This window comes from Pseudomonas sp. Z4-7 (assembly GCF_051131965.1).
Taxonomy (GTDB): Bacteria; Pseudomonadota; Gammaproteobacteria; order Pseudomonadales; family Pseudomonadaceae; genus Aquipseudomonas.
Genome location: NZ_CP071642.1, coordinates 1,809,349 through 1,833,985 on the forward strand (window position 1 = coordinate 1,809,349; position 24,637 = coordinate 1,833,985).

A 24,637-nucleotide genomic window follows, 5' to 3' on the forward strand; every position below is an offset into this window, starting at 1 on the left:
CTGATGGTTGCGTCGAGGTTCAGCGCACGGCTGGGATTGCTGACGTTTTCCGTCATCATTAAGCTTTCACATTTGCCAACAAACAAAAGTTGTTAAAAAACACAACCAGAGTACCATCGGCCCAAAGACAAGGACGCCCATGGATATACTCACGCCATCCCGCTTTGACGACGCTGCGATTCTGTACCCGAACGACAGGGCTGGGCTTGAGCGCTGCCTGCGCATTTTGAGGATGGCGCGCCCCAAGGAATTCGCAGACCTGCAAAAGCTTTTCGGTACGCACGGTGTCGACTTGTTCAAGCCAAGAGCCGCAATGAATTGGGTTGTGATTGATGTAGGCGGCAATAATCTCAGGGTGATAGGCGGCGTTAACTACGCGCGGCAGAAGTTCTACGTCAAACACGTCTACACGCATGCCGATTACCACGTCGCCAACGTCTGGTATGCAAGAAACAAAGGGACAAAACGATGAGCGCAGCCCGGAACGACTTTCAAACGGTGATCGCAACGCTTGGCGAGCTTTACGCGATACTGGATCGCCTGCGGGGTGAGTTTGTGCACGGCATCAAGACCCCGGCCGACTACGAGCGCGCGACCGATTTGCTCGATGAGCTCACCGATGGGCGTGGGCTGAGCAAGACCGAGGAAAGGATTCTCGCTGAGCTTGAAGAGGAAATCCTGGCGTACCAGCGCGATTCCGACCAGTTCCGCGAATCGAACGCCGCTTTTGAGGCGACCTGCACCCCGGTGCAACTGATCAAGGACCTTATGGAGACGCTTGGGCTCACCGGTTCAGACCTTCCTGAAATCGGTGACAAAACCGCGGTGTCCAAGGTGCTCAATGGAGATCGCCCCATCAGTCACAAGATGGCATATGCGCTAGCTGAGCGTTTTGCGATGGAACCGAGCGCTTTCTTGTCGGCTGGTCCTGCAAAGGCTGCTCATCTCGGAACTGTTGATCTTCCTGTCAGGAAACCCTCAATGTATTACCGCTTTCACAGCGACTCTCCAACTGCACAGCCAGTGAAAGAGGCCGATGCCGCTGAATACAAAGTAGTGACTTCGAAGGGCCGGAGAAAGGCAGTAAAGGAGCCGGATAGGCGATAGCAATAACCTGTTGATCAAGGGACACGGGCCACTGTCGATCCACGCGAAGCCAGAATGATACGCACCGCCATGATCACCCCGACAAGCACGGCAGCAAGCCCCGACATCTCCAGTAGCGTCGGCAGCCGGCCATGAAACCATAAGCCAAGCAGTGTCGCGAACAGCGACTCCAGGGCGATCAATTGCCCGGAAAGCACCATGGGCAGGCGCCGGGACGCGGCGTTCCAGGCCCAGGCACCGACGACGGATGACATCAGCGCAATAACGAAACTCCAGAGGTACAAGTGTCCTGCAACGGAAAGGCTGAAACCCACGCGCGGCAGTGCGAGCAGGTCGAACGCTTGTATCGCCGGTAACAGGCACACGGTGCCGATTCCCGCACCCGCCATCATGAGGCCTGTCCATACGCCCGAGGCGTTGGGCGATAGCTTCAGCAAGGCGCGTTGATTCAACCAACTGAACGCGAGCCACAAGATCACGGCACCGATAGAAAACAGCAAACCCATCAGCCAGGATCCCTGGTTTGCAACGGGTTGATGGACAGCGCCGAGATTGGACAGCAGCAGGCCCACGGTTAGAAAAACCAATGGGATCGCCAGTTTGCGCCACTGAAGGGTTTTGGTCGTGGCGTTGCCCAGCAGTGCCAGCAAGACCGGCACCATGCCAATAAAGGCCGGGGTCAGCACCGGCCCACCAAAAATGATACCGGCGGCGATGCATGCGCTGTAGCCGAGATAGCCGATCACACCCAGGCCTGCGGCCAGGAGCATCTGATCGAGGCGCAGGAGCCGAAGTCGGGCCCGGTAGAGCAGCACGACACCCAGGCCCAGCGCTCCGGCGATCAGGAATCTTACGATCATCAAATCATAGATTGTGTAGGCCCCGGTGACGTAGGGCGCAATGAAGTTCAGCGCCCAGCTCAGCGTCGCGACTACCGCGAGGGCCAATCCGACGATGAGGTTCGAGTGCGTCTTCACTATCCGACAGGTTCTCCGAGCATCAGCCCCCCGAAGGCGACGGATAATTTTCAGAATGTTAGCTTTCCAAGCGCCATAACGTTATAGACGGAATTCAACGACGCGCATTGAGCCTCTTTGAATAGTCCCGTCCGTTATCCATTGCCAGGATCAATCCATGCCGCTGAACTTCCAAAAAATGCACGCCAATGGCGACGATTTTGTCATCGTCGATTCGCGAAACTCGCCCAGTCCGGTGACCAGTGCGATAGCCCGGCGGATGGGGGATCGGAACCGTGGCGTGGGCTTCAATCAACTCGCGGTGCTGCTCGATTGTGACGATGCCGATGCGCGGGTGATGTTCTGGAACGCAGATGGCTCCGCGCTGGATGTTTGTGGCAGCGCGACGCGCGGGGCGGCGGACCTGCTCATGCGCGAAGCCAATGTTGCTTCGGTAGCGCTACGCACCAACCGCGGTCTGTTGATCTGCGAGCGTACGCCAAACGGCGACATTTGCGTCGACATGGGCGTGCCACTTTGCGGCTGGTCGGACATTCCCCTGTCGCAGGACCTGGACTCCACCGTTTTGCCCCTTGCCGGTAGTCCAGCCGCGTGCAGCATGGGCAACCCGCATTGCACATATTTTGTCGACGATCTAGCGGACGTTGATATCGCCACTATCGGACCAGCCATCGAAACCCACCCGCTATTTCCACTCAAGACCAATGTTCATTTCGTCCAGGTCGTTGATCGCACGCATATCCGATTGCGCATCTGGGAGCGCGGGGCGGGCATTGCGCTAGGTTCAGGTTCTTGCTCGTGCGGCGCGGTTGTCAACGGAATCCGTCGTGGACTGCTGGACAGTACCGTCGCAGTTGAATGTGATGGCGGAAACGTGACAGTGCAATGGGACGGCATGGGTTCGGTCTTTCTGATCGGCCCGGTGGAGGCAAGTTTCTCAGGGACAATGAGTCAAGCTTGAGTAGGCAGGTGCTTGAGCCCTGAGCCGATTTCTGTGGCAGCGAGCCTGCTCGCGAAGGCGGCAGCAACTTCCGTACATAATCTTACAGGTACACGCTTCGTGGCGAGGGAGCTTGCTCCCGCTCGGCGGCGTAGCCGTCGTAGACCGGTGGATGCAGTTCGTCTGGAAGAACGTTTGGGGCGGCTTTGCCGCCCAGCGGGAGCAAGCTCCCTCGCCACCAGGACCATGGAGATTTGCATCATGTTTCCATGATCCTGAGCCCCGGCCAGCGAGCCTTATAACTTCTCGCTTTCTCAACGAACAAATCCGGCTGGGGGCGCTTGCTGCGTTTGATGATTCCAGACAGCCTGGAACAGGCAGCCAGCGGTAAGCATGCATTGATCCAGGCCGAGCGAAGGCAGGCGCGCGGTGATTTGCGCGTTGATGGGGTTGGTCATTGCTATCCTGACCAGGCTTTCGACCGTCAGCGTCATAGTTATCCCTTTGGAAAATCGATCCAGGCTGGCGCCTGACCTTACCGCAACTGCAAGTTTCAAACAGGAACACCCATGAATTTCTTCAAGAAGCTCTTCGGTTCATCAAAAGCCCCTGAAACCCAGGATGCGCAGCCAACGCCGCAGGTCCACGAGCTCGGCGACCTGACCGAGGCTGAAGCAGCCAATCTGGCCATCCGGGAAGCCGGTGAAGCGTGCCTGGATCGTCATTGGCGGGCTGTCGGCACCGTCGAGCGGGATGTTCTTGCCTATATGATCAGTCCAACCTTTTCCGGTGGCCCTTACTGGCCCTCCACCCGCCAGGCCTACCGCGTGGTTCGCCGTGGGGACACGATCATCCTAGCCACGGAAGGCCTGTCGGATCCGTTCGATGATACGGAAGGAATGGGCAACGGTTTCGAAATGGAGTTGTTCGTCGAAACTGCGGATATACCCGAGCACGCCTATGGCCCCATGGGTGAGGTCGATCCTTTCAAGCGCAGTTGGGCATTCGAGCTCGTGGAGCATGTTGCCAGGACGGTCGCCGACGCTGGCGGCATCACGCACCAGCTTGATCAGTACGGGGCGCTGTCCCTGGAGATTCCCGGGTTCAGTCAATCGCACCCTATGAGTGAGCAACTGCCCAAGCTCTTCGTAACGGATGATGATTCCACTGGGGTCCTGCTGGGAGGCCCGGAGCCGGATTTCTCTACCCGAGTGGAGGATATGCCCTTGTCACCCGTCAGATTGGTGCCGGTAGTGTTGATCACCGCGGCGGAATTGGAGTACGTGCGTTCCGGTGGGCGAGCGGCGCGGGAGGATCTGGTGAGCCGTTTGCAGGAGGCGGGCGTCGGACATATGAGCAGCCTGCATCGGGCGAGTGTGGTGTGAGTCGGATGGACGCGGACCAAAAGCTTGAAGTTTCGTATTGACATATCTAAAAATCTCGATATCCTCGGCGTCATGGAATTGATCGAAATATTCAAAGCGCTCTCGAACCCTACACGCCTTCAGATCCTGAAAGGTCTGAAGGATCCCGCAAAGAACTTCCCTCCGCAGGATGAAGGTGACGTTCATACGGTGGGAGTCTGCGTCAGCAGTATTCAAGAAGGTATCGGACTGTCGCAGTCGACGGTGTCCGGTTATCTTGCGACGCTGCAACGAGTGGGGTTGGTCGAAGTCAGGCGCATCGGTCAGTGGACTTACTACAAGCGCAATGAAGCAGCCATCAGCGCGCTTGCGGAGATCATAGGGACAGAACTGTAATTTTTTTGCCGCAATATATCGAGATATCTCGATATCCCTTTTTATCGATACGAGGATTTTGCAATGAAAGCGATGATACTCAAGTCATTTGGCGGGTCGGGTTCGTTCGAGCTTCGCGATGTGCCCAAGCCAGTGCCGCAGACAGGACAAGTCCTGGTCCGGGTACATGCAACCTCCATCAATCCGTTGGATTACCAGGTTCGACGCGGCGACTATCCCGACCTGGTGCAACTGCCGGCCATTACCGGCCACGATGTATCGGGCGTTGTCGAAGAAGTTGGGCCAGGGGTGACAAACTTCGCTCCGGGCGATGAAGTCTGGTACACCCCGCAAATATTCGACGGGCCAGGAAGTTATGCCGAGTACCACGTCGCTGCCGAGAGCATCGTCGGGAAGAAGCCAGCCTCGCTGAGCCATCTTGAGGCGGCGAGCCTGACCCTGGTTGGCGGGACGGTATGGGAAGCATTGATCGTGCGTGCGGCGCTCAGAGTGGGAGAGAGCATTCTGATACACGGCGGCGCGGGAGGCGTCGGCCATGTGGCGATCCAGTTGGCAAAAGCCATGGGAGCACAGGTATTCACCACCGTGCGCGAGGCAAACGCCGAGTTCGCACACAGCATGGGCGCCGATGTGATCATCGACTACGAAAAACAGGATTATGTTGAAGCCGTCATGCGAGAAACGGCTGGCCGCGGTGTGGATGTCGTGTTCGACACCATCGGCGGCAACACATTGTCACGCAGCCCTGACGTGCTGGCACAACTTGGCCGCGTCGTCACGATCGTCGACATTTCACAGCCACAGAATGTCGTTCAGGCCTGGGGCAAGAACGCGAGTTATCACTTCGTTTTCACCAGACAGAACCGCGGCAAACTCGATGAGTTGAGCGCATTGGTAGCGCGGGGTCTGCTGCGGCCACATCTCGGTGCCGTCTATTCGCTGGCCGACATCGGGCTCGCCCATGCCCGGCTGGAAAGTCCAAACAATGGCATTCGAGGAAAAATCGCGATCGCAGTCGAGCCGTCGCTCATTGCGTAATGCGCTTTTTCGACCGCTTGAATCATTTTCGAGGTACGCCATGATTTACGAGATCGCTCTGCTCCCGGTTCACAAAGAACGCATTGAAATGTTCAGACGAGCATTTGCCGAGGTCGCCCCTTTGCTCACCCGAGCAAAGGGCTACGGCGGCCATTTGCTGGCGCAAGGGATTGAAACCCCCGAGCAATTCAACCTGATCGTGCGATGGCAATCGCTTGAGCATCACACACCGGGTTTCGAAGAGAGTGAAGACCACCGGTTGTTCATGCTGGGCTTGGAGGAATACTTTTCTGAAGAGCCGAGGGTCTACCACATCGAGGGGGCGGCTTTTTTTGTCGGTGAAGGTGCTGATCCAGGCGGCGCCGTCAGCCGGGGAGTCTAAGCCGATCCTCATTTTCCCGAATGTCCGGTCCCTTCAGCCCGACCCATCCGACAATCCAATCGCGCATTCTCACGTGACGCGGGATAATACGGCTCAGCTTGGGGTCACAAGCGTTTCCCCCCTCGTTGGGATTGGCGGTTGAGCAAGGATCGAAGGCAATGACAGATTGGCTCCAGAGCTATGGAGAAATGGCTGAACGGGTCCGCCGCCATGACTGGGACAGCACGCCACTCGGGCCGCCCGCGCAATGGCCCGATGTGCTGAAGACAACCGTGGCGCTGAGCCTGGCTTCGCATTTCCCTCAGGCCATCGTCTGGGGACCGGACTTGATCACGTTGTACAACGATGCGTTCATGCCCATTCTCGGCAGCAAACCCGAGGCGCTGGGGCGGCCGTTCAATGAGGTCTGGCGGGAGGCCTGGAGCGAGATCGGCCCTATCGTGGGGGCGGCTTTTGATGGGCAGGCGACGTTTATCGAGAACTTTCCCCTGGTGATCGAGCGCGGTGGTGGTCCTGAACAGGCCTATTTCACCTTCTGCTACAGCCCTATTCGCGACCAGTTCGGCAAAGTGGTGGGCATGCTCGACACGGTCACCGAGACCACTGCGACCGTATTCATGACCCAGCGCCTGGCGGTGCTCGATGCAATCGGCAGCGCCGTGGCGAATGCCACCGATCCACAGGCGATCATGGCGGCCACCGCCCGGATCCTGGCGGCGCACCTCAACCTGTCCAACTGCGCATACGCAGACATGGACGAAGACGAGGACGGCTTTACGATTCGCGGCGATTGGGCCCGGGCCGGGTCGCCGAGTATCGTCGGGCACTACCGACTGGCGGATTTCGGTCGGCTGGCGGTCGCCAACCTGGGCGCCGGCAAGCCGCTGGTGATCAATGACAACCTCGCGGAGCTGGCACCGGAGGAGGCGGCAGCGTTCCAGTCGATCGGTATTGCGGCGACTATTTGTGTTCCGTTGATCAAGAATGGACGGTTGACCGCCCTGATGGCCATCCACGATAAAACGCCCCGGATCTGGTCGTCCAACGATCTGGCGCTGCTGCTGGAAGTCACCGAGCGATCCTGGGCGCACATCGAACGTGCTCGGGCGGACGCGGCCGTGCGTGAAGGCCTTGCCGCCCTGGCCGAACTGAACGCAACGCTGGAGCAACGGGTCGAGGAGCGCACTACACGATTGAGGCAGACCGAAGCGGCGCTGCACCAGTCGCAGAAACTCGAAGCCATCGGCCAGCTCACCGGCGGCGTGGCCCACGATTTCAACAATCTCCTGACGATCATCCGCTCCTCTGTCGATTTCCTGCGCATGCCTAACCTGTCCGACGAGCGCCGCCAACGCTACATGACCGCCGTTTCCGAGACGGTGGAACGTGCTTCGAAGCTGACCAGCCAATTGCTGGCGTTTGCCCGGCGCCAGCCGTTGACGCCGGAAATCATCGACGTGCGCAAGCAGGTACAGAGCCTCGGCGACATGCTGGAGACCGTGACCGGGGCGCGAATTCACGTCAAGGTCAAATTGTGCGAGCAGCCCTGTTACATCCGCGCCGACCTGAGCCAGTTCGAAACGGCGTTGATCAACATGGCCCTGAACGCCCGGGACGCGATGAACGGCCAGGGAACGCTGTGGCTACGGCTCAATTGCGGTGCAGGCATGCCGCCGATCCGCGGCCATTCCGGGGCAGGGCAGGCGTTTGCCGCGATTGCCCTGGAAGACACCGGTACGGGTATTGCGCCGGAGGCACTTGAACACATCTTCGAACCGTTCTTCACCACCAAGGAGGTGGGCAAGGGAACGGGGTTGGGATTGTCCCAAGTGTTCGGTTTCGCAAAACAGTCCGGTGGCAATGTCGATGTCTCGACCGTGGTCGGAAAGGGCAGCGTATTTACCTTATATCTTCCGGAGGTGGAGCCCGAGGAGCAGCATGAACCCGAGGGAGAGGAAAACTCTCTGCTGGTGCTGGAAAAAGGCCGGCGCCGGGTATTGGTCGTGGAGGACAATCTGGAGGTGGGGCGCTTTGCCAGCCAGATCCTGCAAGACCTCGGATACGAAACGGCCTGGGCGACCAATGCCGAACAGGCGCTGGAAATGGTCGGCCCGGATGCGATGGCGTTCGACGCGATATTTTCCGACGTGGTCATGCCGGGCATCAGTGGCATTGCCCTTGCCAGGCAACTGCGCCAGCGCCGCCAGGATCTGCCGGTGGTGCTGACCTCCGGCTACAGCGAGGAGCTGGCCCACAGCGGGCATGAAGGTTTCGCGTTTTTGTCCAAGCCTTACTCGGCCGATCAGGTTTCCCGGGTTTTAAACCAGACGCTGTTGGGCTCGGACTGAGTTGTTTCGGTTTTGAAACAACGCTTACCCGTTCGTCGGCGAGGCGGTCCCTTGAATCATTGGTCTGTTGATGACCGGCTAGTCTCAATTCGAAGGTCGGTATTTCCAGGCAATTGGTTATTGCCGGTATCGGCTCGATGAAAGGGGAAAAATGCGATGGGAGCACCGTACAGCGAGGAGAACGGAGCCGCGTATCCGATCAATGAAGGGTTGCAGTGTGGGCAATCGGCCTATCGGTCGGATTTTGGTGACGAGCCAATCAAGTCAATCCGGACCAGGGTGGCCAAGGTGCCGCGGGGCGAGAAGGCCAAGTTCTTGCCCAGGGTCCCGCTCAGCAAATAACCGCCGTGGCCAGGGAGCATGTTCGCGCTCGGGCGCGATGGGATTGCGGTGCAATCCAGCGGGAGCAAGCCCCCTCGCCACTGGGAATTCCAGCGTTTGTATAAATATTTTTTTATCTTTTTTCGACTGACGTTTTCTTTCACGTTTCTTTCACAAGCAGGCGCGTAGTCTGAGCTCATCCGTTAGAAAGCAGTACCTGCCCGTTTCCCCAGCGGGCTTTTTTTTGCCTGTCATAAAACTACCCCTGCGTTTGTTGTCGAACCGTCATGGCTGACACGGTTTGGCGTACACTCGCGCCAGCGCGCACCGGCCATCTCTCCCCGATGCGGCATTCTTGAGGTTTTTATCATGCGTTTGACTTTGTCCACCTTGGTGCTTGGGCTTGTGTTCGCTCAGGGCGCGATGGCCGCTGGCGACGGTACCGCTGCGGTTGGCGGTGGCTTGGGCGGTGTTCTGGGGAACGTGGTCGGCCAGCAGATGGGCGGCAGCACAGGCGCGGCGATTGGCGCCGGTGTCGGCGGTGCAGCCGGCAGTGCTGTCGGGGCTCGCAAGGGCAGCCGTACGGAAGCGGCCATCGGTGGTGGCCTGGGATCGGCCGGTGGTTCGATTGTTGGCAATCGCCTGGGCGGGTCCACGGGCTCGACCATCGGCGCGGGCGTCGGTGGGGCGGCAGGCGGCGCGTTGGGCAGCAACCTGTCCAACGATAACGACGGACATTCCAAGAGCAAGAAGCACAAGCACAAGAGAAAGCATCGCTGAGCGAATGCATGCATGAAAAAACCCGGCCCTGTGCCGGGTTTTTTCATATTGGCTATTTCCCGGAACGTTTACCTCGCCATCGCCTCGAATTGATACACCCACTTGCATTGTGAGGTATGCCATGACCCCGGAAACCGAAGGCAAGGAAGAAAAAGGCCCCTCGGGCGTCCCGTTCATCAATGATCCAGGCGTCAACGACCCGGGCAACGAAGATCCCGGTTCCCTGATGGACGACGCCCAGGTGCCCTTGATCGAGGATGAAGAGACCGAAGTTGAGGATGAATCCTACGATTGAGCCTTCCAGCCCAAACTGCACGACCAGGAGATTGTTATGACTGCCGACTCGCCTGTTCCCGACGACGATGAAACCCCGGAATATCCGTTGCCTTCGCCAACCGACTCATTGAGCCGCGATCAGCGTCCACCTGATGACGATGCTGGAGTAGAGCAGGTGCCAAGCGAAGATGAAGACGTCGAGGCGGCGCCGGACGATCCCGATATTGCCGGTGATGATGCTTCCGGCAAGCCAAGCTGAAGAGCAGTTCCGTCCGTCCGGTTGTCGGCACCATCGGTCAATGATGGTTGCCACACATCAGGTAGCTATCTGAAAAGGAGACTTACCATGATGAAGCCAAACATGACCGCGCTGGCGTTGGCCGGGATTCTGTCGGCCAGCTCGTTGGCGGCTTTCGCCCAATCCGACAGCGCGCCCGTGGACAAGGGAGGCATGCCGCCCTCTACCCAGATGGACGCCGGCTCCACCACCGAGAAAGCCGGTAACGCTCTGCCACCCGGTTCCGTGGGAGGAGGCAATGGCGGCGACGCCAGCGGCAGCAGCACCAGCCCGGGAACCGGGAGTGGCTCCACCAGCGGTGGCAGCACGATGGGCGGCGGTTCTTCCGGCTCAAGTAGTGGAACCGGTAGCAGCAGCAGTAGCGGTGGCAGCTCCAGCGGCGGCGGATCGGGCTCCGGCTCAGGCGGCTCCGGCGGCTAATACATGACCCTCTGCTGATCATCCAGTCTGTTCGTGGCGAGGGAGCTTGCTCCCGCTGGGCGCCAAGCGTCCCTTAAACGTAGTCAACTGCCGCCCGGCCAAGGCGCGGCCGATCCCTCGCCACCTCTTGAAAATTTCCCATTGCCTGCGCCAAGCACGGCTCGTTATTCTGCTGAATCCTTTAAGGCGAACACGCTGCGCTGGCCGCACCTGAGCCATCCCTGGAATGTTGTGTTGATAACGGATCAGATGCGATGAATGCACCGCTGAAAAAGTTTGGACCGATCAAGGCTGTGATTTTCGATATGGATGGCCTGCTGCTGGACACCGAGGGTATCTACACCGAGGTCACCTCCATTATCGCCGAGCGCTACGGGCGCACGTTTGACTGGAGCGTCAAGCAGAACATCATCGGGCGCGGCGCCGGGGACTTGGCGCGCTACGTGGTGCAGGCGCTGGAGCTGCCGATTACCCCGGAGGAATTTCTGGTGATTCGTGAACCGCTCATGCGTGAACGTTTCCCCCACGCCCTGGCGATGCCCGGCGCGGAGGAATTGGTGCGGCATCTCAAAGCCCATGACGTGCCGATTGCGGTGGGAACCAGTTCGTCGCGTCAGTCGTTCGAACTGAAAACCACCCTGCACCGGGATTGGTTCGCGCTGTTCGACTTCATTGTTACCGCCGATGACCCCGAAGTGGGAGCGGCGAAACCGGCGCCGGATATCTTCCTCACCGCTGCCCGTCGCCTGGGTGTCGCGCCCGCGGATTGCCTGGTCTTCGAGGACTCCCCGTTTGGTGTGACGGCGGCGAAGGCGGCAGGCATGACGGCTATTGCGATTCCCGACTCGGCCATGGCCGACGAAAAGTACAGCCATGCCGACGCCATTATCCGTTCGCTCAAGCTGTTCCAGCCAAGCCTGTGCGGTTTGCCGGAACTGGAGTGGGCCTGAAAAAGGGCTGCTGCGCCCGAAAGCGTCGAAGCAGCCCAGCGGGAGCAGGCTCCCGCGCGACGTGGGTCAGGCGCCGAAACCACCGTCGATTGTCAGGCTGGCCCCGGTGATATAGGCCGCTTCCGGACCCGCGAGGTAGGCGACGAAGCTGGCGATTTCTTCCACCGTGCCATAACGGCCTACCGCCATGAGCTCCATCAGGCTGGAGGCGAAATCGCTATCCGCCGGGTTCATGTCAGTGTCCACCGGGCCGGGCTGAACATTGTTGACGGTGATGCCGCGTGGGCCCAGGTCGCGAGCCAGGCCTTTGGTCAGGCCCACCAGCGCGGATTTGCTCATGGCGTAGGTGGCGCCGCCAGCGAAGGGCATGCGGTCGGCATTGGTGCTGCCGATATTGATGACTCGGCCCCCTTCGCTCATATGCCGTGCGGCTGCCTGGGTGGCGACAAATACGCTGCGCACGTTGATGGCGAGAGTCTGGTCAAAATCTTCCAGCTTGAATTCATCCAGCGGCGCCAACGCCAGGATGCCCGCGTTGTTGACCAGGATGTCCAATCGGCCAAAGGCGTCGACGGTGGCGGCGACGGCATTGCGGATGGCGTCGGCATCGGCGCTGTCGGCCTTGATTGCCAGGGCCTTGCCGCCGGCGGCGGTGATGCTGTCCTGCAGTTCTTCAGACTTGGCGCCAGAGCTGACGTAGGTGAAGGCCACGGCCGCGCCTTCTGCGGCAAGGCGTTTGACAATGGCGGCGCCGATGCCGCGGGAACCGCCTTGGACCAAGGCGACTTTGCCACTCAATGTTTGCGTGCTCATGCGGGTGTTCTCCAAAGGTGCCGGGGCGAGATGCCGCGGTTGATGGGGTGAGTATCAAGACTAGGCCATCGGCTGTGTAGACCGTCATTGATATAGTCTGTGTAAACCAAAAGTTTAGAGTGGGCGTCATGGAGAGTTTCAGCAGTATCGAATGTTTTGTCCGCAGCGCCGAGGTCGGCAGCTTCGCCGAGGCCGCACGCCGCTTGAGCCTGACCCCGGCGGCGGTAGGCAAAAGCGTCGCCAAGCTTGAAGCGCGCCTGGGCGTTCGGCTGTTCCAGCGCAGCACTCGACGCCTGGCCTTGACCGAGGCCGGCCAACTGTTCCTGCGGGAAGTGGGCAGCAGTTTTAATACCATCCAGAACGCCGTCGCCAACTTGGCCAGCGCCGGCGGGCAGCCAGCCGGCACGCTGAAGGTGAGCATGGGCACGGCGTTCGGCCGGTTGTATATCGTGCCGTTGCTGGGGGAGTTTTTGCGCCGATACCCGGCAATCAACCCGGACTGGCATTTCGATAACCGTCAGGTGGACCTGATCGGCCAGGGTTTCGATGCCGCCATCGGCGGCGGCTTCGAGCTGCCCCAGGGCGTCGTGGCGCGCAAATTGACGGTGGCCCATCGGGTGCTGGTTGCGTCCGGACAGTACCTGCAAAACCATGCCGCCGTCGTCGAGCCGCAGGATCTGGGGCAACATCAGGGAATCCTGATCCGCTCACCGCAGACAGGGCGTATCCGTTCCTGGCAACTGACCAGCCGCAACCGCGAACACAGCCCGCTGACACTCAAGGCGCAAATGACCATGAGTGACTCGGAAGCCGCCTGCATCACCGCAGCCCAAGGGCTGGGCATTGCCCTGGTAAGCATGCCGTTTGCCGTGCCGTTCCTGGACAGTGGCGCACTGCAACGGGTGCTGCCGGACTGGTACGTCGACGATGGCAACATCTCGATCTACTACGCCGAGCACAAACTGCTGCCGGGCAAGACCCGGGCGTTCGTGGATTTCATCATCGAGCAGTTTGCCGAGCAGGGGCTGGCGCAGCGGTTCAGTGCTGTTTGAGCCTGGCTGGGAGTCGAGTCGCCCTCATTCGCGAGCAGGCTCGCTCCCACACTGGTTCTGGGGTGACCGCACCTCTGTGCCCCGCAAAAAACTGTGGGAGCGAGCCTGCTCGCGAAAGGGGCAACGCAGTCTAAAGCTGCAAATTCACCGCTCAAACCGCCCCGGCCAGCCAATGATGGTCTTCGGTCGCGGCGTCGCATAAGTGCGCACTTTCGACGTGGACAACCCCAGCCGCACCAGCGACTCGGCAATCGTCACCGCCGCCGTCACGCCATCGACCACAGGCACTCCGGTGCGTTGACGAATCTGCTCATCCAGCCCGGCCATGCCGCCGCAGCCCAGACAGATCACTTCGGCCTTGTCCTGGCTGACGGCGAGTTCCGCCTGGTGGACGATGGCTTCAACCGCCCGCTGCGGGTCTTGCTCAAGTTCCAGCACCGCCAGGCCACTGGCCCGGACTGAGGCGCAGCGGTCGAACAGGCCGGAAAGCTTGAGCCGGTCCTCGATCAGCGGCACCGTGCGGTCCAGGGTGGTGACGACCGAGTAGGCATGACCAAGAAACATGGCCGTGCTGGCGCCGGCGTCGGTGATGTCCACCACTGGCACGTTGAGTAGTTCCTGCAGTCCTTCCCGACCGTGTTCGCCGTAGCCGGCCTGGATCACCGCGTCGAACGGCTGGTCGTAGGACATCACCCGGTCCATCACGGCGATGGCGGCCAGGTAGCTTTCAAAATTGCCTTCGATCGAGTCTGCCCCGAAATGCGGCGTCAGCCCGATGATCTCGGTTCCCGGCGCGGCAACGGCCTGGGCCTGGCGCGCGATGGACTGAGTGATGGACTCGGTGGTGTTGACGTTGACGATGAGAATTCGCATGAGTGGTCCTTTTTTCAGCGTAACGGTAAACGGCCCGAATCCCCGGGCCTTTCGAACAATCAATGGCTGACGTTATCCACGGCAATGGACTCACCGCTGACGTCCTCGTAATACCCCTCGCGCTTGGCAATGATCAGGTACAGCAGCCCTGCAATCGAAGCGCCAATCAACCAGGAGAACGGAGAAATACTGTCGAAGCCGGGCACCAGCGCCAGGACAATCGCGATCAGCGCCGCTGGAATGAACGCCGCTACCGCCCGCAGGTTGACCCCGTTGCTGTAGAAATACGCACCGTTTGGGTCCTCGCTGTAGAGTTGCGGCACGTTGACGCGGCCTTTTCGCAGCAACCAGTAGTCGACCATGATCACGCCGTACAGCGGCCCGAGCAGGGCGCCGAGACCGGAGAGGAAATACACGATCACCAGCGGGCTGTTGTAGAGGTTCCACGGCAGGATCAGCACGGCAATGGCGGCGCTGATCAGTCCGGCACGACGGAAGTTCAGGTATCTGGGCGCCAGGTTGCTGAGGACGAAGGCCGGGGCGACAAAGTTGGCCATGATATTCACCGCCACGGTGACGATCAGGAACGCCAGGCAACCGAGCACCAGGAAAAAGGTGTTGGGAATCGAGGCGATGACCTGGGTCGGGCTCTCGATGACCTGGCCATTGATCTGGAACTGCGCACCGCACAACAGGATGGTGATGGCGGCAAATACCAGAATATTCACCGGCAGGCCCCAGAAATTTCCGACGACGATTGTCCGCCGGCACGGCGAAGAGCGAGCGAAATCGCAGAAGTTGAGGATCAACGTGCCATAGATCGCCAGCCACAGCGCACCACCGGCGAATATGTTGCGCCACATCTCACCGCCGGCCAGCGGCTCGCGGATCGACCAGGCAATCGTCGCACCGGCCTGGAAGTACATCCAACCGGCCAACGCCGCGACGGTCACCAGGATGACCGGGCCGGCGAAGCCTTCATAGCGCCGCACGGTTTCCATGCCATAGGCCAGGATCATCAGTTGCACGAACCAGATGGCGACGAAGCATACCCAGCCCAGGCTCGACAGCCCGAGGATCGAGTTCTGATCATAATCGGCAAAGCCCGGATGAATCGCCACCAGCAGCACCCGAAACACCACGGACGCCAGGTAAGTCTGGATACCAAACCAGGCAATTGCGATGACGGCCCTGATCAGTGCGGGAATCTGCGCACCGTGTATGCCAAAACTGATCCGGCTGATGACCGGAAACGGCACGCCGGTCTTCTGCCCCATATAGCCGGACAGATTCATGAAGCCGTACACCAGCGCCGCGCCGATCCCCAGCGACAGTAGAATCTGCCAACCGCCCAGTCCCAAGGCATACAGGCCGATGGCGAATGAATAATTGGCAATGTTATGCACGTCGTTGGTCCACAGCGCGAAAATGCTGTAGCGGCCCCAGCGTCGCCCTTCGGCTTTGGTGGGCGCGAGGTCCTTGTTGTGTAGCCTTGGACTCAAGGTGAGAGGGGCTGCGGGTTGTTCATCCAGGGCAGCGGTTGGGGAGGGCAGATCCAGCGCGATGTTATTGGAAAGACTTGTACGCATTCCGGCAGGCTCCTGACTCTCAGGCCACGATGACTGTGCTTGAGCGCGAGGCTCGGCAGATCTTCGTCGCGGCGGTGAGCATCATTGGTTACGGGGCATCTGCAGCCTGTACGGGATAGGGCGCTTCAGGCTTGCGGATCGAAAAGTGTGTGTATGTTTTTGTATTGTTGTATACAAAACACTTGTCGAGTTAAGCCAGATATATGCCACTTGCGAGTCTAGCTTTGGCGTCGTTAATTTCGTTTCGTTATGTTTGACGGGTAAATTACTGAAATACTGGAAGTTAAAACTGACCGTTCGAACAGGTATTTATTTTAGGGGGCGAGCGCCAACGGGAAGGAAAGCAGGCAGCGCGCAAGGGTGCCTGTAACTTTTAGGGGCATTAAAACCAGAGGTGCACACAAAAATGCCACCTGAGGTGACATTTTTGTGTACATAGCTGCGGCGGGATCAGACGGTCTTGGATTTGGCGATGATATTGCCAGCGTGCAGCCCGCATTCTTTTTGCGTGGCTTCTTCCCACCACCAGCGGCCTTCGCGCTCGTGCTGGTTCGGCAGGACAGGGCGGGTGCAGGGCTCACAGCCGATGCTGATGAAACCGCGCTCATGCAGGCTGTTATAAGGCAACTCCAGCATGCGGATATAACCCCAGACTTCCTCGCTGGTCATCTGCGACAACGGGTTGAATTTGTACAGCGTGCGCTCCGGCGTGGAGAACGCCGTGTCGATTTCCAGCACGGCCACCTGGCTGCGGGTGCCCGGGCTCTGGTCGCGGCGCTGACCGGTAGCCCAAGCGCGGACATCGGTCAGTTTGCGGCGCAGCGGCTCGATCTTGCGGATGCCACAGCATTCACCGTGACCGTCCTTGTAGAAGCTGAACAGGCCTTTTTCCTTCACGAAAGGGTCCAGTTTCGTATGGTCGGGCGAGATCAGTTCGATATCGATCTTGTAATGCTCGCGCACTTGTTCGATGAAACGATAGGTTTCCGGGTGCAGGCGACCGGTGTCGAGGCTGAACACCTTGACGTTCTTGTTCAGCTTCCAGGCCATGTCCACCAGCACGACGTCTTCAGCGCCACTGAAGGATATCCACAGGTCGTCACCGAATTCGGCGAAGGCCAGCTTGAGGATGTCCTGCGGGGACTTGTTGGCATAGGTCGTGGCGAGTTCCACGACATCAAACGATGGGCTCATCAGGGCGGTTTCCTACAGGTCGGTGGCGCTGGGCGCTCTATATGGGCTGATGGTAACAAAAGCTGCCGGGGCTGGCGCGCTCCTGTGCGTTGCGCGGGCTTCGGCGAATGGCTAGAGTCGGCAGTCCTTTTGTTCGCTCAACCGATAAACATCAAAAATGGGAGTGTCTCGTGGAAATTGCCTGTCTCGACCTGGAAGGTGTGCTGGTCCCGGAGATCTGGATCGCCTTCGCTGAAAAAACCGGGATTGACTCCCTCAGGGCAACCACTCGGGACATTCCCGACTACGACGTGCTGATGAAGCAACGGTTGCGCATCCTGGATGAGCATGGCCTGAAGCTCTCCGACATTCAGGAAGTCATCGCTACGCTCAAGCCGCTGGACGGCGCCATCGAGTTCGTCGACTGGCTGCGCGAGCGCTTCCAGGTGGTGATTCTTTCCGACACGTTCTACGAATTTTCCCAGCCGCTGATGCGTCAGTTGGGCTTCCCGACGCTGCTCTGCCATCGTCTGGTTACCGACGACAGCGGACGGGTGACCGGCTATCAATTGCGTCAGAAAGATCCGAAGCGCCAGTCGGTCCTGGCCTTCAAGAGTTTGTACTACCGGGTGATTGCCGCCGGGGATTCCTACAATGACACGACGATGCTGGGCGAAGCCGATGCCGGGATTCTGTTCCACGCGCCGGAAAACGTGATTCGTGAATTCCCGCAGTTTCCGGCGGTGCATACGTTTGCCGAGTTGAAGCAGGAGTTCATCAAGGCCTCGAACCGCCCCCTGAGCCTGTAAACCCAACCCTAAATGTGGGAGCGAGCCTGCTCGCGAAAGCGGTATGTCAGTCGCCATCAATGTTGGCTGAACCAGCGCTTTCGCGAGCAGGCTCGCTCCCACAAGGTCCTGTGTCAGGTCTTGGACCTTGTTCAGAGGTTCTGCAAGGTTTCCAGCAAGACCCTCACCTTGGTCATCGACTCCTGATATTCCGCCTGCCAATCCGAATCCGCGACGATCCCGCCGCCACCCCAGCAACATACCTGCCCGTCCTTGACCAGCAAGCTGCGGATGGCGATGGAGCTGTCCATCTCCCCGCGAACATCGAGGTACAGCAATGAGCCGCAATACAGACCGCGTCGGGTCGGTTCGAGCTCGTCGATGATCTGCATGGCACGGATCTTCGGCGCGCCGGTGATCGAGCCGCCGGGAAAGCTGTCGGCGATCAGGTCCAGGGCGTCCTTGTCGTCCGCCAGTTCGCCAGTCACGCTGCTGACCAGGTGATGGACGTTCGGGTAGCTTTCCAGGCTGAACAATTCCGGCACCCGCACCGAGCCGATGCGGCAGGTGCGGCCCAAGTCGTTGCGCAGCAAGTCGACGATCATCAGGTTCTCGGCACGGTCCTTGGGGCTGGCCAGCAGCTCGGCGGCGTGGGCCGCGTCGTCTTCGGGCGTCGTGCCGCGAGGGCGGGTGCCCTTGATCGGACGGGTTTCGACGTGACCTTCACTGACCTGGACGAAGCGTTCGGGCGACAGGCTCAGCACCGCACCGCCCTCCGGCAGGCTCTGGAAGCCGGAAAACGGCGTCGGGCAAGCCGCCCGCAGCGCCTGGTAAGCGGCCCACGCATCGCCCTGGCACGGCGCGCGAAAGCGTTGGGCAAAGTTGACCTGATAACAGTCGCCGGCCTGGATATACGCCTGGATACGCTCGAATGCCTGTCGATAGGCTTCAGCGTCGAGATCGGGCGCCATCGGGCCGTCCAGACTGAACGAGGAGAGAGGCACCGAGGTTAGCTGACTGAACAGCTCGATCAAGCGTTGGCGTTGGTTTTCGCCGCAATGGGGATGGAAGACCAATTGGCTTGTGCGAGTCTGGTGATCGGTGACCAGTGCCCAGTCGTACACGCCAAAACGCGCGTCCGGCAGTTGCAGATCGTCCTTGGCGCAGGACGGCAGGGCTTCGAGGCGTCGGCCGAAGTCGTAACTCAAATAACCGATCAGGCCACCGGCGAAGGGCAATTGCACGGTGGCTGGTAATTCGGCGTGGCCCAGTTGCGTCAGCTGTATCCGAAGACGTTGCAGGAAATCGCTGCCACTCTCTTCCGGCAATACCGCCAGTTGCTTCAGCGGCCAGGCGCTGAGCAAGTCATAACGCCGCGCTCGGCGCTCGGCCGGCCACTGTCGAGCAGCACGCTGCCGGGGGCATGACGGATCGCCGCGAAATACTCGGCGGGGTTGGCGCGGTAGGGCAGAGGGTGTACGAAGCAGGTTGGCATGGGCGGGGCGGGTCGGCCGTTCAGGCGGGGTGGCGATTGTAATCCCCTGTAGGATTTGCTCCTAGGGGGATGTCGGTATTGAACATCTGAAGGCGCATGGAACCCGTGGCGAGGGAGCTTGCTCCCGCTGGGTTGCGCAGCAGCCCCTTGTTCAGATGAACGCGATCAACCTGATGCACCGAGGTGCCGGGCTTTGGGGCTGCTTCGCAACCCAGCGGGAGCAAGCTCCCTCGCCACAGGGTTCAACTTTTGACCCTCGACTTTCTTCCCCCTTCAAACCTCAGCCTCACCCCTCAACCGGCGGAATATGCCCGAACAATTCCTGGGCAAACGCCACCCGCTCTTCCACGGTTTCGGTGACGCCCCTGGCCTTGAGCTCTTCCAGGCGTGCTTCCACGGCGTGGGTGCGCAGGGTCAGGCCGCAGTCGTTGGCAATCTGGATGTTCAGCCCTGGGCGGGCGTTCAGTTCCAGGATCAACGGGCCTTTTTCCTGGTCCAGCACCATGTCGACGCCGATGTAGCCCAGCCCGCACAGTTCATAACAACCGGCGGCCAGTTTCATGAAGCCGTCCCAGTAGGGCAGCTGCACGCCATCCACCGCGTTGGTGGTGTCGGGGTGCTTGGTGATGATGTTGTTCAGCCAGGTACCGCGCAAGGTCAGGCCGGTGGCGAGGTCGACGCCGACGCCGATGGCGCCCTGGTGCAGGTTGGCCTTGCCGCCGGACTGGCGGGTCGGCAAGCGCAGCATGGCCATCACCGGATAGCCCATCAGCACGATGATGCGGATATCCGGTACGCCTTCGTAGCTGATGCTCTTGAAGATCTGGTCCGGCGTCACGCGGTACTCGATCAACGCCCGGTCACGGTGCCCGCCGAGGGAGTACAGGCCGGTGAGGATGCTGGAGATGTGATGCTCGATTTCCTCGTGGCTGATGATCTTCCCGGACACGGTTCGATAGCGGCCCTCGAAGCGGTCGGCAATAACGATGATGCCGTCACCGCCGGCGCCCTGGGCCGGCTTGATGACGAAGTCGGTGCGTCCGCCGATGATCCCGTCGAGCTTGTCGATTTCCTTCTCGGTGGAGATCACCCCGTACAGCTCCGGCACGTGAATGCCGGCCGCGATAGCCCGTTCCTTGGTGATGATCTTGTCATCGACGATCGGGTAAAGGCTGCGCTTGTTGTACTTGAGCACGTAGTCGGCATTACGCCGGTTGATGCCCATGATGCCCCGGGCTTCCAGGGCTTTCCAGGTCTTCCAGAGGCCGAACATCAGGAATCAGCCTTGACGAAAGCCTTGAACCGCACCAGCTCGGTCAGGCGGTAGCCGCGATAACGACCCATGGCCAGCATGAAACCCACCAGGATCAGCAGGATCGCCGGGAACGTGAACACGAAGTACACCAGCTCCGGGACGCTCATGATCAGGTGCGCCAGGGATGCGGCGAACAGCGTACCGATGGCGACTTTCATCGCATGGCCGGCGCCGCGCTCTTCCCAGGTGATGGACAGGCGTTCGATGGTCATGGTCAGGATCACCATCGGGAACAATGCCACCGACAGGCCACGCTCCAGGCCCAGCTTATGGCTGAACAGGCTGATGGCGGCGATCAGCACCACCACGAACGTCAGCACCACCGAAAGCCTCGGCAGCATTTGCAGCTTGAGATGCTCCAGGTAGGAACGCAGCGACAGGCCCAGGGTAGTGATCACCGTGAACAGGATGATGCCGAAGCCCAGTTGGGTTTCGCGGAAGGCCAGGGCGATCAGCACCGGGGTGAACGTCCCGAGGGTCTGCAGGCCGATCAGGTTGCGCAACACCAGGATCACCAGCACGCCGATCGGGATCATCACCATGATCATGAAGGTCTGCTGGGTTTGCAGCGGCAGGCCGTAGAGCGAGTATTCAAGGAAGTTGGCGTCGGTGTTCTCGTCCGTCAGCTTGGCCAGGCGAATGGCGTTCATTTCGCTGTTGTTCATGCTGAACGTGACGGTGGCTTTCTTGCCGCCATCGACGGTGATCAGGTTTTCATCGCCGGTCCACCACAGCAGGCGGTCGGTGGGCAGGCCTTGCTCGCCGGTGTCGGGGTTGAAGTACAGCCAGTCGGTGCCGTTGAAGCTGCGCAGCCACAACTCGGGCGTCTGCGGTTGGTCGGCCACCAGGCGGATGGTGTGGACCTTCTCGACCGGCACGTGGGCAATGGACAGTACCAGTTCGACGATTCTGGCCTTGTTGCTCGAAGACGGGTCGCCGGCCAGCAACAGCTTGACGTTGTCGTCGTTGAGGTTGTTGACCCGCTTGATGGCTTCGCTGATGAACGTTTCGACGTCGGCCGAATGCTGGCGGATCGGTGCCAGCAGCGCTTCGGCGGCGAGTTTTTCCGGCCCTTCGACGGCGATGCTGTCGCGGAAGGTCGGGCCCTTGACCTTGGTTTTCTCGGCGCTGTAGCGCTTGGTCAGCACCAGGCGGTAATAAAGGGTCTGGTTGCCCTTGGCGCGCCGGGCCGACCACGTCACCTTGCGGTTGCCGTCGACGCGGTTCACCGCTACGCCGTAGTTGTTGGAGATGAAGCTCTCGTTGAGGCTGACGTAGTCGCGGCTCAGGGGCGGCACGAACATCTGGATCTTCACCGGATCCTTGGCGTTGGGCACGAACTCGACCTTGGCATCGATATTCCACAGGTCGTCGGTGGCGTCTTCGGTCACCGGGATGCCGAGCACGAAAATCTGATAGGCCGTCACTGACAGGCCCAGCACCACCAGGATGGCGATCAGCATTTTCAGATGGAGGGTAAGGGAGCGCATTGGAATTACTCTGCGGTATGAGCGGCATTGGCGCAGGCGGGTTTGCCGGCAGCGTATTTGAGACTGGGATCGACCAGCGCGTCGAAACGCTTGAGCGCTTCGGAGCCGATCAGCAACGGGTATTGGAAGGCGCTACGGTCGGTCAGGTTCACTTCGATGCTGCGCAGGGCCGAGCCCATGCAGATATCCAGTTCGATGACCGGCCGGGCCGTGTATTTCTTGCCTTCTTCCGGGTCGTAGTCACCGGCGCGGCGCTTGATCTTGCTGACCCGGGCCAGCGGGCGTTCGATGGGGTGCGAATGGGCCGCGTCGATGGCCAGGTAGAAACGCACCCAGGATTCGCCGTTGCGCTTGAAACGCTTGATGTCACGGGCGCTGAGGGAGGCGGTCTTGGCACCGGTGTCGAGCTTGGCCGCGACCTCCAGGTCAATGCCCTGCAGGGCTGCATATTCGTTGAGGCCGTACACGGTTTTTTCACCCGCCGCGGCAATCCCTGGCAGGCAGATAAAGCATAGGGCGGCAGATAAGGGCTTGAGTGTCATAGATCCTGGTGCGCAGCGTTCCGTTTTTCGGTTCAGGCCCTGGCATTACTGCACAAGCTCCCTAGGTTGCCTTCTCTATATAGGGAGAGCGGCAATTGCGGCGGCATTCTAGCACGGTGGTTTTCTGACGCCACCGCTGGCCGGAGGCTACGACACTTCGAAACGAGGGGTTATGTCTGGGACCGTTATTAGACGATTGTCGACAATCCATATTTTTGTTTTGACGTTAAGGGTGTCAAAGGGTAGTTTTTGCCGTATTGATTTTAAAGGTGTCGACAATATGCTCGATCAGCTCGAAACGCCGGTCCTCGTCCAAGAAGATGTCGAGACGCTGTCCGAGAACGTCTTCCGGCGTATCCAGGCCGCCATCGTCAAGGGTGAAATTGCCCCCGGCAGCAAGATCTCCGAGCCCGAGCTGGCCCGCACCTACGGCATCAGTCGCGGGCCGCTGCGCGAGGCGATCCATCGCCTGGAAGGCCAGCGGCTGCTGGTGCGCATTCCCCATGTTGGCGCGCGGGTGGTCTCGCTGAGCCATGCCGAGCTGCTGGAACTCTACGAAATTCGCGAATCCCTGGAGGGCATGGCCTGTCGCCTTGCGGCGGAGCGCATGACCCAGGAAGAAATCGACGAACTGCGTCGGGTGCTGGAAACCCACGAGCGCGATGCGGCGTTCCAGGCCGGCGTCGGTTATTACCAGCAGGAAGGCGATTTCGACTTCCACTACCGGATCATCCAGGGCAGCGGCAATCGCACCCTCACCCAAATGCTTTGCGGCGAGCTGTATCAACTGGTGCGCATGTACCGTATCCAGTTTTCCACCACGCCGAACCGTCCGCGCCAGGCTTTTGCCGAGCACCACCGGATTCTCGACGCCATCGCCGACCGTGACGGCGAACTGGCCGAATTATTGATGCGCCGGCACATCGGCGCCTCCAAACGCAACATTGCGCGTCATTTCCAGGACAGCGCCGCCACTCAACGAGGTGAGTCATGAGTTCCAGCAAGAGCACGCCAGGCCAGCGTTTTCGCGATGCGGTCGCCGCCGAGCATCCATTGCAAGTGGTCGGCACCATCAACGCCAACCATGCGCTGCTGGCCAAGCGCGCCGGCTTCAAGGCGATCTACCTGTCGGGCGGCGGCGTGGCGGCCGGTTCCCTCGGCGTGCCGGACCTGGGCATCACCGGCCTGGATGACGTGCTCACCGATGTGCGCCGCATCACCGACGTGTGCGACCTGCCGCTGCTGGTGGACGTGGACACCGGCTTCGGCTCCTCGGCGTTCAACGTGGCGCGCACGGTCAAGTCGATGAGCAAGTTCGGCGCGGCGGCGATTCACATCGAGGACCAGGTCGGCGCCAAGCGTTGCGGCCATCGGCCGAACAAGGAAATCGTCTCGCAACAAGAGATGGTCGATCGCATCAAGGCTGCCGTAGACGCCCGTACCGATGACAGTTTTGTGATCATGGCGCGTACCGATGCGTTGGCAGTGGAAGGCCTGGAGTCGGCCCTGGACCGCGCCGCCGCGTGCATCGAGGCCGGTGCCGACATGATTTTCCCGGAAGCGATCACTGAACTCGACATGTACAAGCTGTTCGCCAGCCGCGTGAAAGCGCCGATCCTGGCCAACATCACCGAATTCGGCGCGACCCCGCTCTACACCACCGAACAACTCGCCGGGGCCGACGTTTCCCTGGTGCTGTACCCGCTGTCGGCGTTCCGTGCGATGAACAAGGCCGCCGAAAATGTCTACACCGCCATCCGTCGCGATGGCACCCAGCAGAACGTCATCGACACCATGCAGACCCGCATGGAGCTTTACGATCGCATCGACTACCACACCTTCGAGCAGAAGCTCGACGCGTTGTTCGCCGCGAAAAAGTAAGGCGCGACTCCCTACAAATTCAAGAAAAT

At 60.1% G+C, this 24,637-nt stretch carries 25 protein-coding genes and 2 pseudogenes; 17 read left to right on the forward strand and 10 right to left on the reverse strand.

Annotated features, from left to right (window positions below):
* Positions 1 to 139: 139 nt before the first annotated feature.
* Complete coding sequence (locus J3P91_RS08190) at positions 140 to 472, forward strand: type II toxin-antitoxin system HigB family toxin (protein ID WP_434603310.1); 333 nt, start codon at positions 140 to 142, stop codon at positions 470 to 472.
* Positions 469 to 1,107 carry a helix-turn-helix domain-containing protein gene (locus J3P91_RS08195; protein ID WP_434603312.1) on the forward strand — a complete coding sequence of 213 codons (639 nt, stop codon included), beginning with the start codon at positions 469 to 471 and terminating at the stop codon, positions 1,105 to 1,107. The genes J3P91_RS08190 and J3P91_RS08195 overlap by 4 nt, the downstream gene beginning before the upstream one ends.
* Positions 1,108 to 1,121: 14 nt before the next feature.
* On the opposite strand, the gene J3P91_RS08200 is transcribed toward J3P91_RS08195, so the two are convergent.
* On the reverse strand, positions 1,122 to 2,087 hold the full coding sequence (locus J3P91_RS08200; protein ID WP_434605035.1) for a DMT family transporter: 966 nt from the start codon (positions 2,085 to 2,087) through the stop codon (positions 1,122 to 1,124).
* Between the two features lie 154 nt (positions 2,088 to 2,241).
* Here J3P91_RS08200 and dapF point away from each other — a divergent pair, with 154 nt between their 5' ends.
* Positions 2,242 to 3,045 carry a diaminopimelate epimerase gene (gene dapF / locus J3P91_RS08205; RefSeq protein ID WP_434603314.1) on the forward strand — a complete coding sequence of 268 codons (804 nt, stop codon included), beginning with the start codon at positions 2,242 to 2,244 and terminating at the stop codon, positions 3,043 to 3,045.
* 326 nt (positions 3,046 to 3,371) lie between these two features.
* Here the strand turns inward: dapF and J3P91_RS08210 are convergent.
* Positions 3,372 to 3,518 (reverse strand): annotated as a pseudogene (locus J3P91_RS08210) (nucleotidyltransferase family protein); the annotation flags it as partial.
* A gap of 75 nt (positions 3,519 to 3,593) precedes the next feature.
* On the opposite strand from J3P91_RS08210, the gene J3P91_RS08215 reads away from it, so the two are divergent.
* From J3P91_RS08215 to J3P91_RS08260, 10 genes are all read left to right on the forward strand, one after another.
* Complete coding sequence (locus J3P91_RS08215) at positions 3,594 to 4,409, forward strand: suppressor of fused domain protein (protein WP_434603316.1); 816 nt, start codon at positions 3,594 to 3,596, stop codon at positions 4,407 to 4,409.
* Positions 4,410 to 4,481: 72 nt separating this feature from the next.
* Positions 4,482 to 4,784: an ArsR/SmtB family transcription factor gene (locus J3P91_RS08220; RefSeq protein WP_305501316.1), complete on the forward strand. Its 303-nt coding sequence runs from the start codon at positions 4,482 to 4,484 to the stop codon at positions 4,782 to 4,784.
* Between the two features lie 63 nt (positions 4,785 to 4,847).
* Positions 4,848 to 5,822, forward strand: a complete 975-nt coding sequence (locus J3P91_RS08225) for a zinc-dependent alcohol dehydrogenase family protein (RefSeq protein WP_434603318.1) — start codon at positions 4,848 to 4,850, stop codon at positions 5,820 to 5,822.
* 40 nt (positions 5,823 to 5,862) lie between these two features.
* Positions 5,863 to 6,204 (forward strand): antibiotic biosynthesis monooxygenase family protein, encoded by a 342-nt coding sequence (locus tag J3P91_RS08230; RefSeq protein ID WP_434603320.1) that lies wholly within the window; start codon positions 5,863 to 5,865, stop codon positions 6,202 to 6,204.
* A 158-nt stretch (positions 6,205 to 6,362) separates the two neighbouring features.
* Complete coding sequence (locus J3P91_RS08235; RefSeq protein WP_434603322.1) at positions 6,363 to 8,552, forward strand: response regulator; 2,190 nt, start codon at positions 6,363 to 6,365, stop codon at positions 8,550 to 8,552.
* Between the two features lie 690 nt (positions 8,553 to 9,242).
* Positions 9,243 to 9,653 carry a glycine zipper domain-containing protein gene (locus J3P91_RS08240; protein ID WP_434603324.1) on the forward strand — a complete coding sequence of 137 codons (411 nt, stop codon included), beginning with the start codon at positions 9,243 to 9,245 and terminating at the stop codon, positions 9,651 to 9,653.
* A 121-nt stretch (positions 9,654 to 9,774) separates the two neighbouring features.
* Positions 9,775 to 9,948 carry a hypothetical protein gene (locus J3P91_RS08245; protein ID WP_305495999.1) on the forward strand — a complete coding sequence of 58 codons (174 nt, stop codon included), beginning with the start codon at positions 9,775 to 9,777 and terminating at the stop codon, positions 9,946 to 9,948.
* Between the two features lie 36 nt (positions 9,949 to 9,984).
* The gene (locus J3P91_RS08250; protein ID WP_305495998.1) at positions 9,985 to 10,188 is read left to right on the forward strand and encodes a hypothetical protein; all 204 of its coding nucleotides are present in this window, start codon (positions 9,985 to 9,987) and stop codon (positions 10,186 to 10,188) included.
* A gap of 87 nt (positions 10,189 to 10,275) precedes the next feature.
* Positions 10,276 to 10,647 (forward strand): hypothetical protein, encoded by a 372-nt coding sequence (locus J3P91_RS08255; RefSeq protein WP_434569308.1) that lies wholly within the window; start codon positions 10,276 to 10,278, stop codon positions 10,645 to 10,647.
* A 254-nt stretch (positions 10,648 to 10,901) separates the two neighbouring features.
* Positions 10,902 to 11,597, forward strand: a complete 696-nt coding sequence (locus J3P91_RS08260) for an HAD-IA family hydrolase (protein ID WP_305495996.1) — start codon at positions 10,902 to 10,904, stop codon at positions 11,595 to 11,597.
* 66 nt (positions 11,598 to 11,663) lie between these two features.
* Here the strand turns inward: J3P91_RS08260 and J3P91_RS08265 are convergent, their stop codons facing one another.
* Complete coding sequence (locus J3P91_RS08265; RefSeq protein ID WP_434569306.1) at positions 11,664 to 12,410, reverse strand: 3-oxoacyl-ACP reductase family protein; 747 nt, start codon at positions 12,408 to 12,410, stop codon at positions 11,664 to 11,666.
* Between the two features lie 128 nt (positions 12,411 to 12,538).
* Here J3P91_RS08265 and J3P91_RS08270 point away from each other — a divergent pair, with 128 nt between their 5' ends.
* Positions 12,539 to 13,462, forward strand: a complete 924-nt coding sequence (locus J3P91_RS08270; protein WP_434603326.1) for a LysR family transcriptional regulator — start codon at positions 12,539 to 12,541, stop codon at positions 13,460 to 13,462.
* Between the two features lie 144 nt (positions 13,463 to 13,606).
* Here the strand turns inward: J3P91_RS08270 and J3P91_RS08275 are convergent, their stop codons facing one another.
* The 3 genes from J3P91_RS08275 to J3P91_RS08285 all read right to left on the reverse strand — a co-directional run bounded on the left by J3P91_RS08275 (position 13,607) and on the right by J3P91_RS08285 (position 17,118).
* Positions 13,607 to 14,335: an aspartate/glutamate racemase family protein gene (locus J3P91_RS08275; RefSeq protein ID WP_434603328.1), complete on the reverse strand. Its 729-nt coding sequence runs from the start codon at positions 14,333 to 14,335 to the stop codon at positions 13,607 to 13,609.
* 59 nt (positions 14,336 to 14,394) lie between these two features.
* Positions 14,395 to 15,924, reverse strand: a complete 1,530-nt coding sequence (locus tag J3P91_RS08280) for an NCS1 family nucleobase:cation symporter-1 (RefSeq protein WP_434603330.1) — start codon at positions 15,922 to 15,924, stop codon at positions 14,395 to 14,397.
* Between the two features lie 450 nt (positions 15,925 to 16,374).
* Positions 16,375 to 17,118 (reverse strand): phosphoadenylyl-sulfate reductase, encoded by a 744-nt coding sequence (locus J3P91_RS08285; protein ID WP_434569302.1) that lies wholly within the window; start codon positions 17,116 to 17,118, stop codon positions 16,375 to 16,377.
* A gap of 170 nt (positions 17,119 to 17,288) precedes the next feature.
* Between J3P91_RS08285 and thrH the strand changes: the two genes are divergently transcribed.
* The gene (gene thrH / locus J3P91_RS08290; protein ID WP_434603332.1) at positions 17,289 to 17,906 is read left to right on the forward strand and encodes a bifunctional phosphoserine phosphatase/homoserine phosphotransferase ThrH; all 618 of its coding nucleotides are present in this window, start codon (positions 17,289 to 17,291) and stop codon (positions 17,904 to 17,906) included.
* A 131-nt stretch (positions 17,907 to 18,037) separates the two neighbouring features.
* On the opposite strand, the pseudogene pabB reads toward thrH, so the two are convergent.
* The 4 genes and pseudogenes from pabB to J3P91_RS08310 all read right to left on the reverse strand — a co-directional run bounded on the left by pabB (position 18,038) and on the right by J3P91_RS08310 (position 22,727).
* Positions 18,038 to 19,380, reverse strand: a pseudogene (gene pabB, locus J3P91_RS08295) (aminodeoxychorismate synthase component I).
* Positions 19,381 to 19,666: 286 nt separating this feature from the next.
* A complete protein-coding gene (locus J3P91_RS08300) occupies positions 19,667 to 20,653 on the reverse strand; it encodes an alpha-L-glutamate ligase-like protein (protein WP_305495988.1) in 987 nt (328 codons plus the stop codon).
* Entirely contained in the window at positions 20,653 to 22,185 is a 1,533-nt protein-coding gene (locus J3P91_RS08305) for an inactive transglutaminase family protein (protein WP_039593717.1), read from the reverse strand. Before J3P91_RS08305 ends, J3P91_RS08300 begins: the two co-directional genes overlap by 1 nt.
* A 5-nt stretch (positions 22,186 to 22,190) precedes the next feature.
* On the reverse strand, positions 22,191 to 22,727 hold the full coding sequence (locus J3P91_RS08310) for an ATP-dependent zinc protease family protein (protein WP_305495987.1): 537 nt from the start codon (positions 22,725 to 22,727) through the stop codon (positions 22,191 to 22,193).
* 280 nt (positions 22,728 to 23,007) lie between these two features.
* Here J3P91_RS08310 and J3P91_RS08315 point away from each other — a divergent pair, with 280 nt between their 5' ends.
* Complete coding sequence (locus J3P91_RS08315; protein ID WP_434603334.1) at positions 23,008 to 23,721, forward strand: GntR family transcriptional regulator; 714 nt, start codon at positions 23,008 to 23,010, stop codon at positions 23,719 to 23,721.
* On the forward strand, positions 23,718 to 24,608 hold the full coding sequence (prpB, locus tag J3P91_RS08320) for a methylisocitrate lyase (RefSeq protein WP_434569298.1): 891 nt from the start codon (positions 23,718 to 23,720) through the stop codon (positions 24,606 to 24,608). Before J3P91_RS08315 ends, prpB begins: the two co-directional genes overlap by 4 nt.
* The last annotated feature ends 29 nt before the right edge of the window (positions 24,609 to 24,637 follow it).

Bases quoted from the DNA above. Each gene is read 5' to 3' on its own strand.
- J3P91_RS08190 (WP_434603310.1), top strand. From the start codon at position 140: ATGGATATACTCACGCCATCCCGCTTTGACGACGCTGCGATTCTGTAC.
- J3P91_RS08195 (WP_434603312.1), top strand. From the start codon at position 469: ATGAGCGCAGCCCGGAACGACTTTCAAACGGTGATCGCAACGCTTGGC.
- dapF (WP_434603314.1), top strand. From the start codon at position 2,242: ATGCCGCTGAACTTCCAAAAAATGCACGCCAATGGCGACGATTTTGTC.
- J3P91_RS08215 (WP_434603316.1), top strand. From the start codon at position 3,594: ATGAATTTCTTCAAGAAGCTCTTCGGTTCATCAAAAGCCCCTGAAACC.
- J3P91_RS08220 (WP_305501316.1), top strand. From the start codon at position 4,482: ATGGAATTGATCGAAATATTCAAAGCGCTCTCGAACCCTACACGCCTT.
- J3P91_RS08225 (WP_434603318.1), top strand. From the start codon at position 4,848: ATGAAAGCGATGATACTCAAGTCATTTGGCGGGTCGGGTTCGTTCGAG.
- J3P91_RS08230 (WP_434603320.1), top strand. From the start codon at position 5,863: ATGATTTACGAGATCGCTCTGCTCCCGGTTCACAAAGAACGCATTGAA.
- J3P91_RS08235 (WP_434603322.1), top strand. From the start codon at position 6,363: ATGACAGATTGGCTCCAGAGCTATGGAGAAATGGCTGAACGGGTCCGC.
- J3P91_RS08240 (WP_434603324.1), top strand. From the start codon at position 9,243: ATGCGTTTGACTTTGTCCACCTTGGTGCTTGGGCTTGTGTTCGCTCAG.
- J3P91_RS08245 (WP_305495999.1), top strand. From the start codon at position 9,775: ATGACCCCGGAAACCGAAGGCAAGGAAGAAAAAGGCCCCTCGGGCGTC.
- J3P91_RS08250 (WP_305495998.1), top strand. From the start codon at position 9,985: ATGACTGCCGACTCGCCTGTTCCCGACGACGATGAAACCCCGGAATAT.
- J3P91_RS08255 (WP_434569308.1), top strand. From the start codon at position 10,276: ATGATGAAGCCAAACATGACCGCGCTGGCGTTGGCCGGGATTCTGTCG.
- J3P91_RS08260 (WP_305495996.1), top strand. From the start codon at position 10,902: ATGAATGCACCGCTGAAAAAGTTTGGACCGATCAAGGCTGTGATTTTC.
- J3P91_RS08265 (WP_434569306.1), bottom strand. From the start codon at position 12,410: ATGAGCACGCAAACATTGAGTGGCAAAGTCGCCTTGGTCCAAGGCGGT.
- J3P91_RS08270 (WP_434603326.1), top strand. From the start codon at position 12,539: ATGGAGAGTTTCAGCAGTATCGAATGTTTTGTCCGCAGCGCCGAGGTC.
- J3P91_RS08275 (WP_434603328.1), bottom strand. From the start codon at position 14,335: ATGCGAATTCTCATCGTCAACGTCAACACCACCGAGTCCATCACTCAG.
- J3P91_RS08280 (WP_434603330.1), bottom strand. From the start codon at position 15,924: ATGCGTACAAGTCTTTCCAATAACATCGCGCTGGATCTGCCCTCCCCA.
- J3P91_RS08285 (WP_434569302.1), bottom strand. From the start codon at position 17,118: ATGAGCCCATCGTTTGATGTCGTGGAACTCGCCACGACCTATGCCAAC.
- J3P91_RS08300 (WP_305495988.1), bottom strand. From the start codon at position 20,653: ATGTTCGGCCTCTGGAAGACCTGGAAAGCCCTGGAAGCCCGGGGCATC.
- J3P91_RS08305 (WP_039593717.1), bottom strand. From the start codon at position 22,185: ATGCGCTCCCTTACCCTCCATCTGAAAATGCTGATCGCCATCCTGGTG.
- J3P91_RS08310 (WP_305495987.1), bottom strand. From the start codon at position 22,727: ATGACACTCAAGCCCTTATCTGCCGCCCTATGCTTTATCTGCCTGCCA.
- J3P91_RS08315 (WP_434603334.1), top strand. From the start codon at position 23,008: ATGCTCGATCAGCTCGAAACGCCGGTCCTCGTCCAAGAAGATGTCGAG.
- prpB (WP_434569298.1), top strand. From the start codon at position 23,718: ATGAGTTCCAGCAAGAGCACGCCAGGCCAGCGTTTTCGCGATGCGGTC.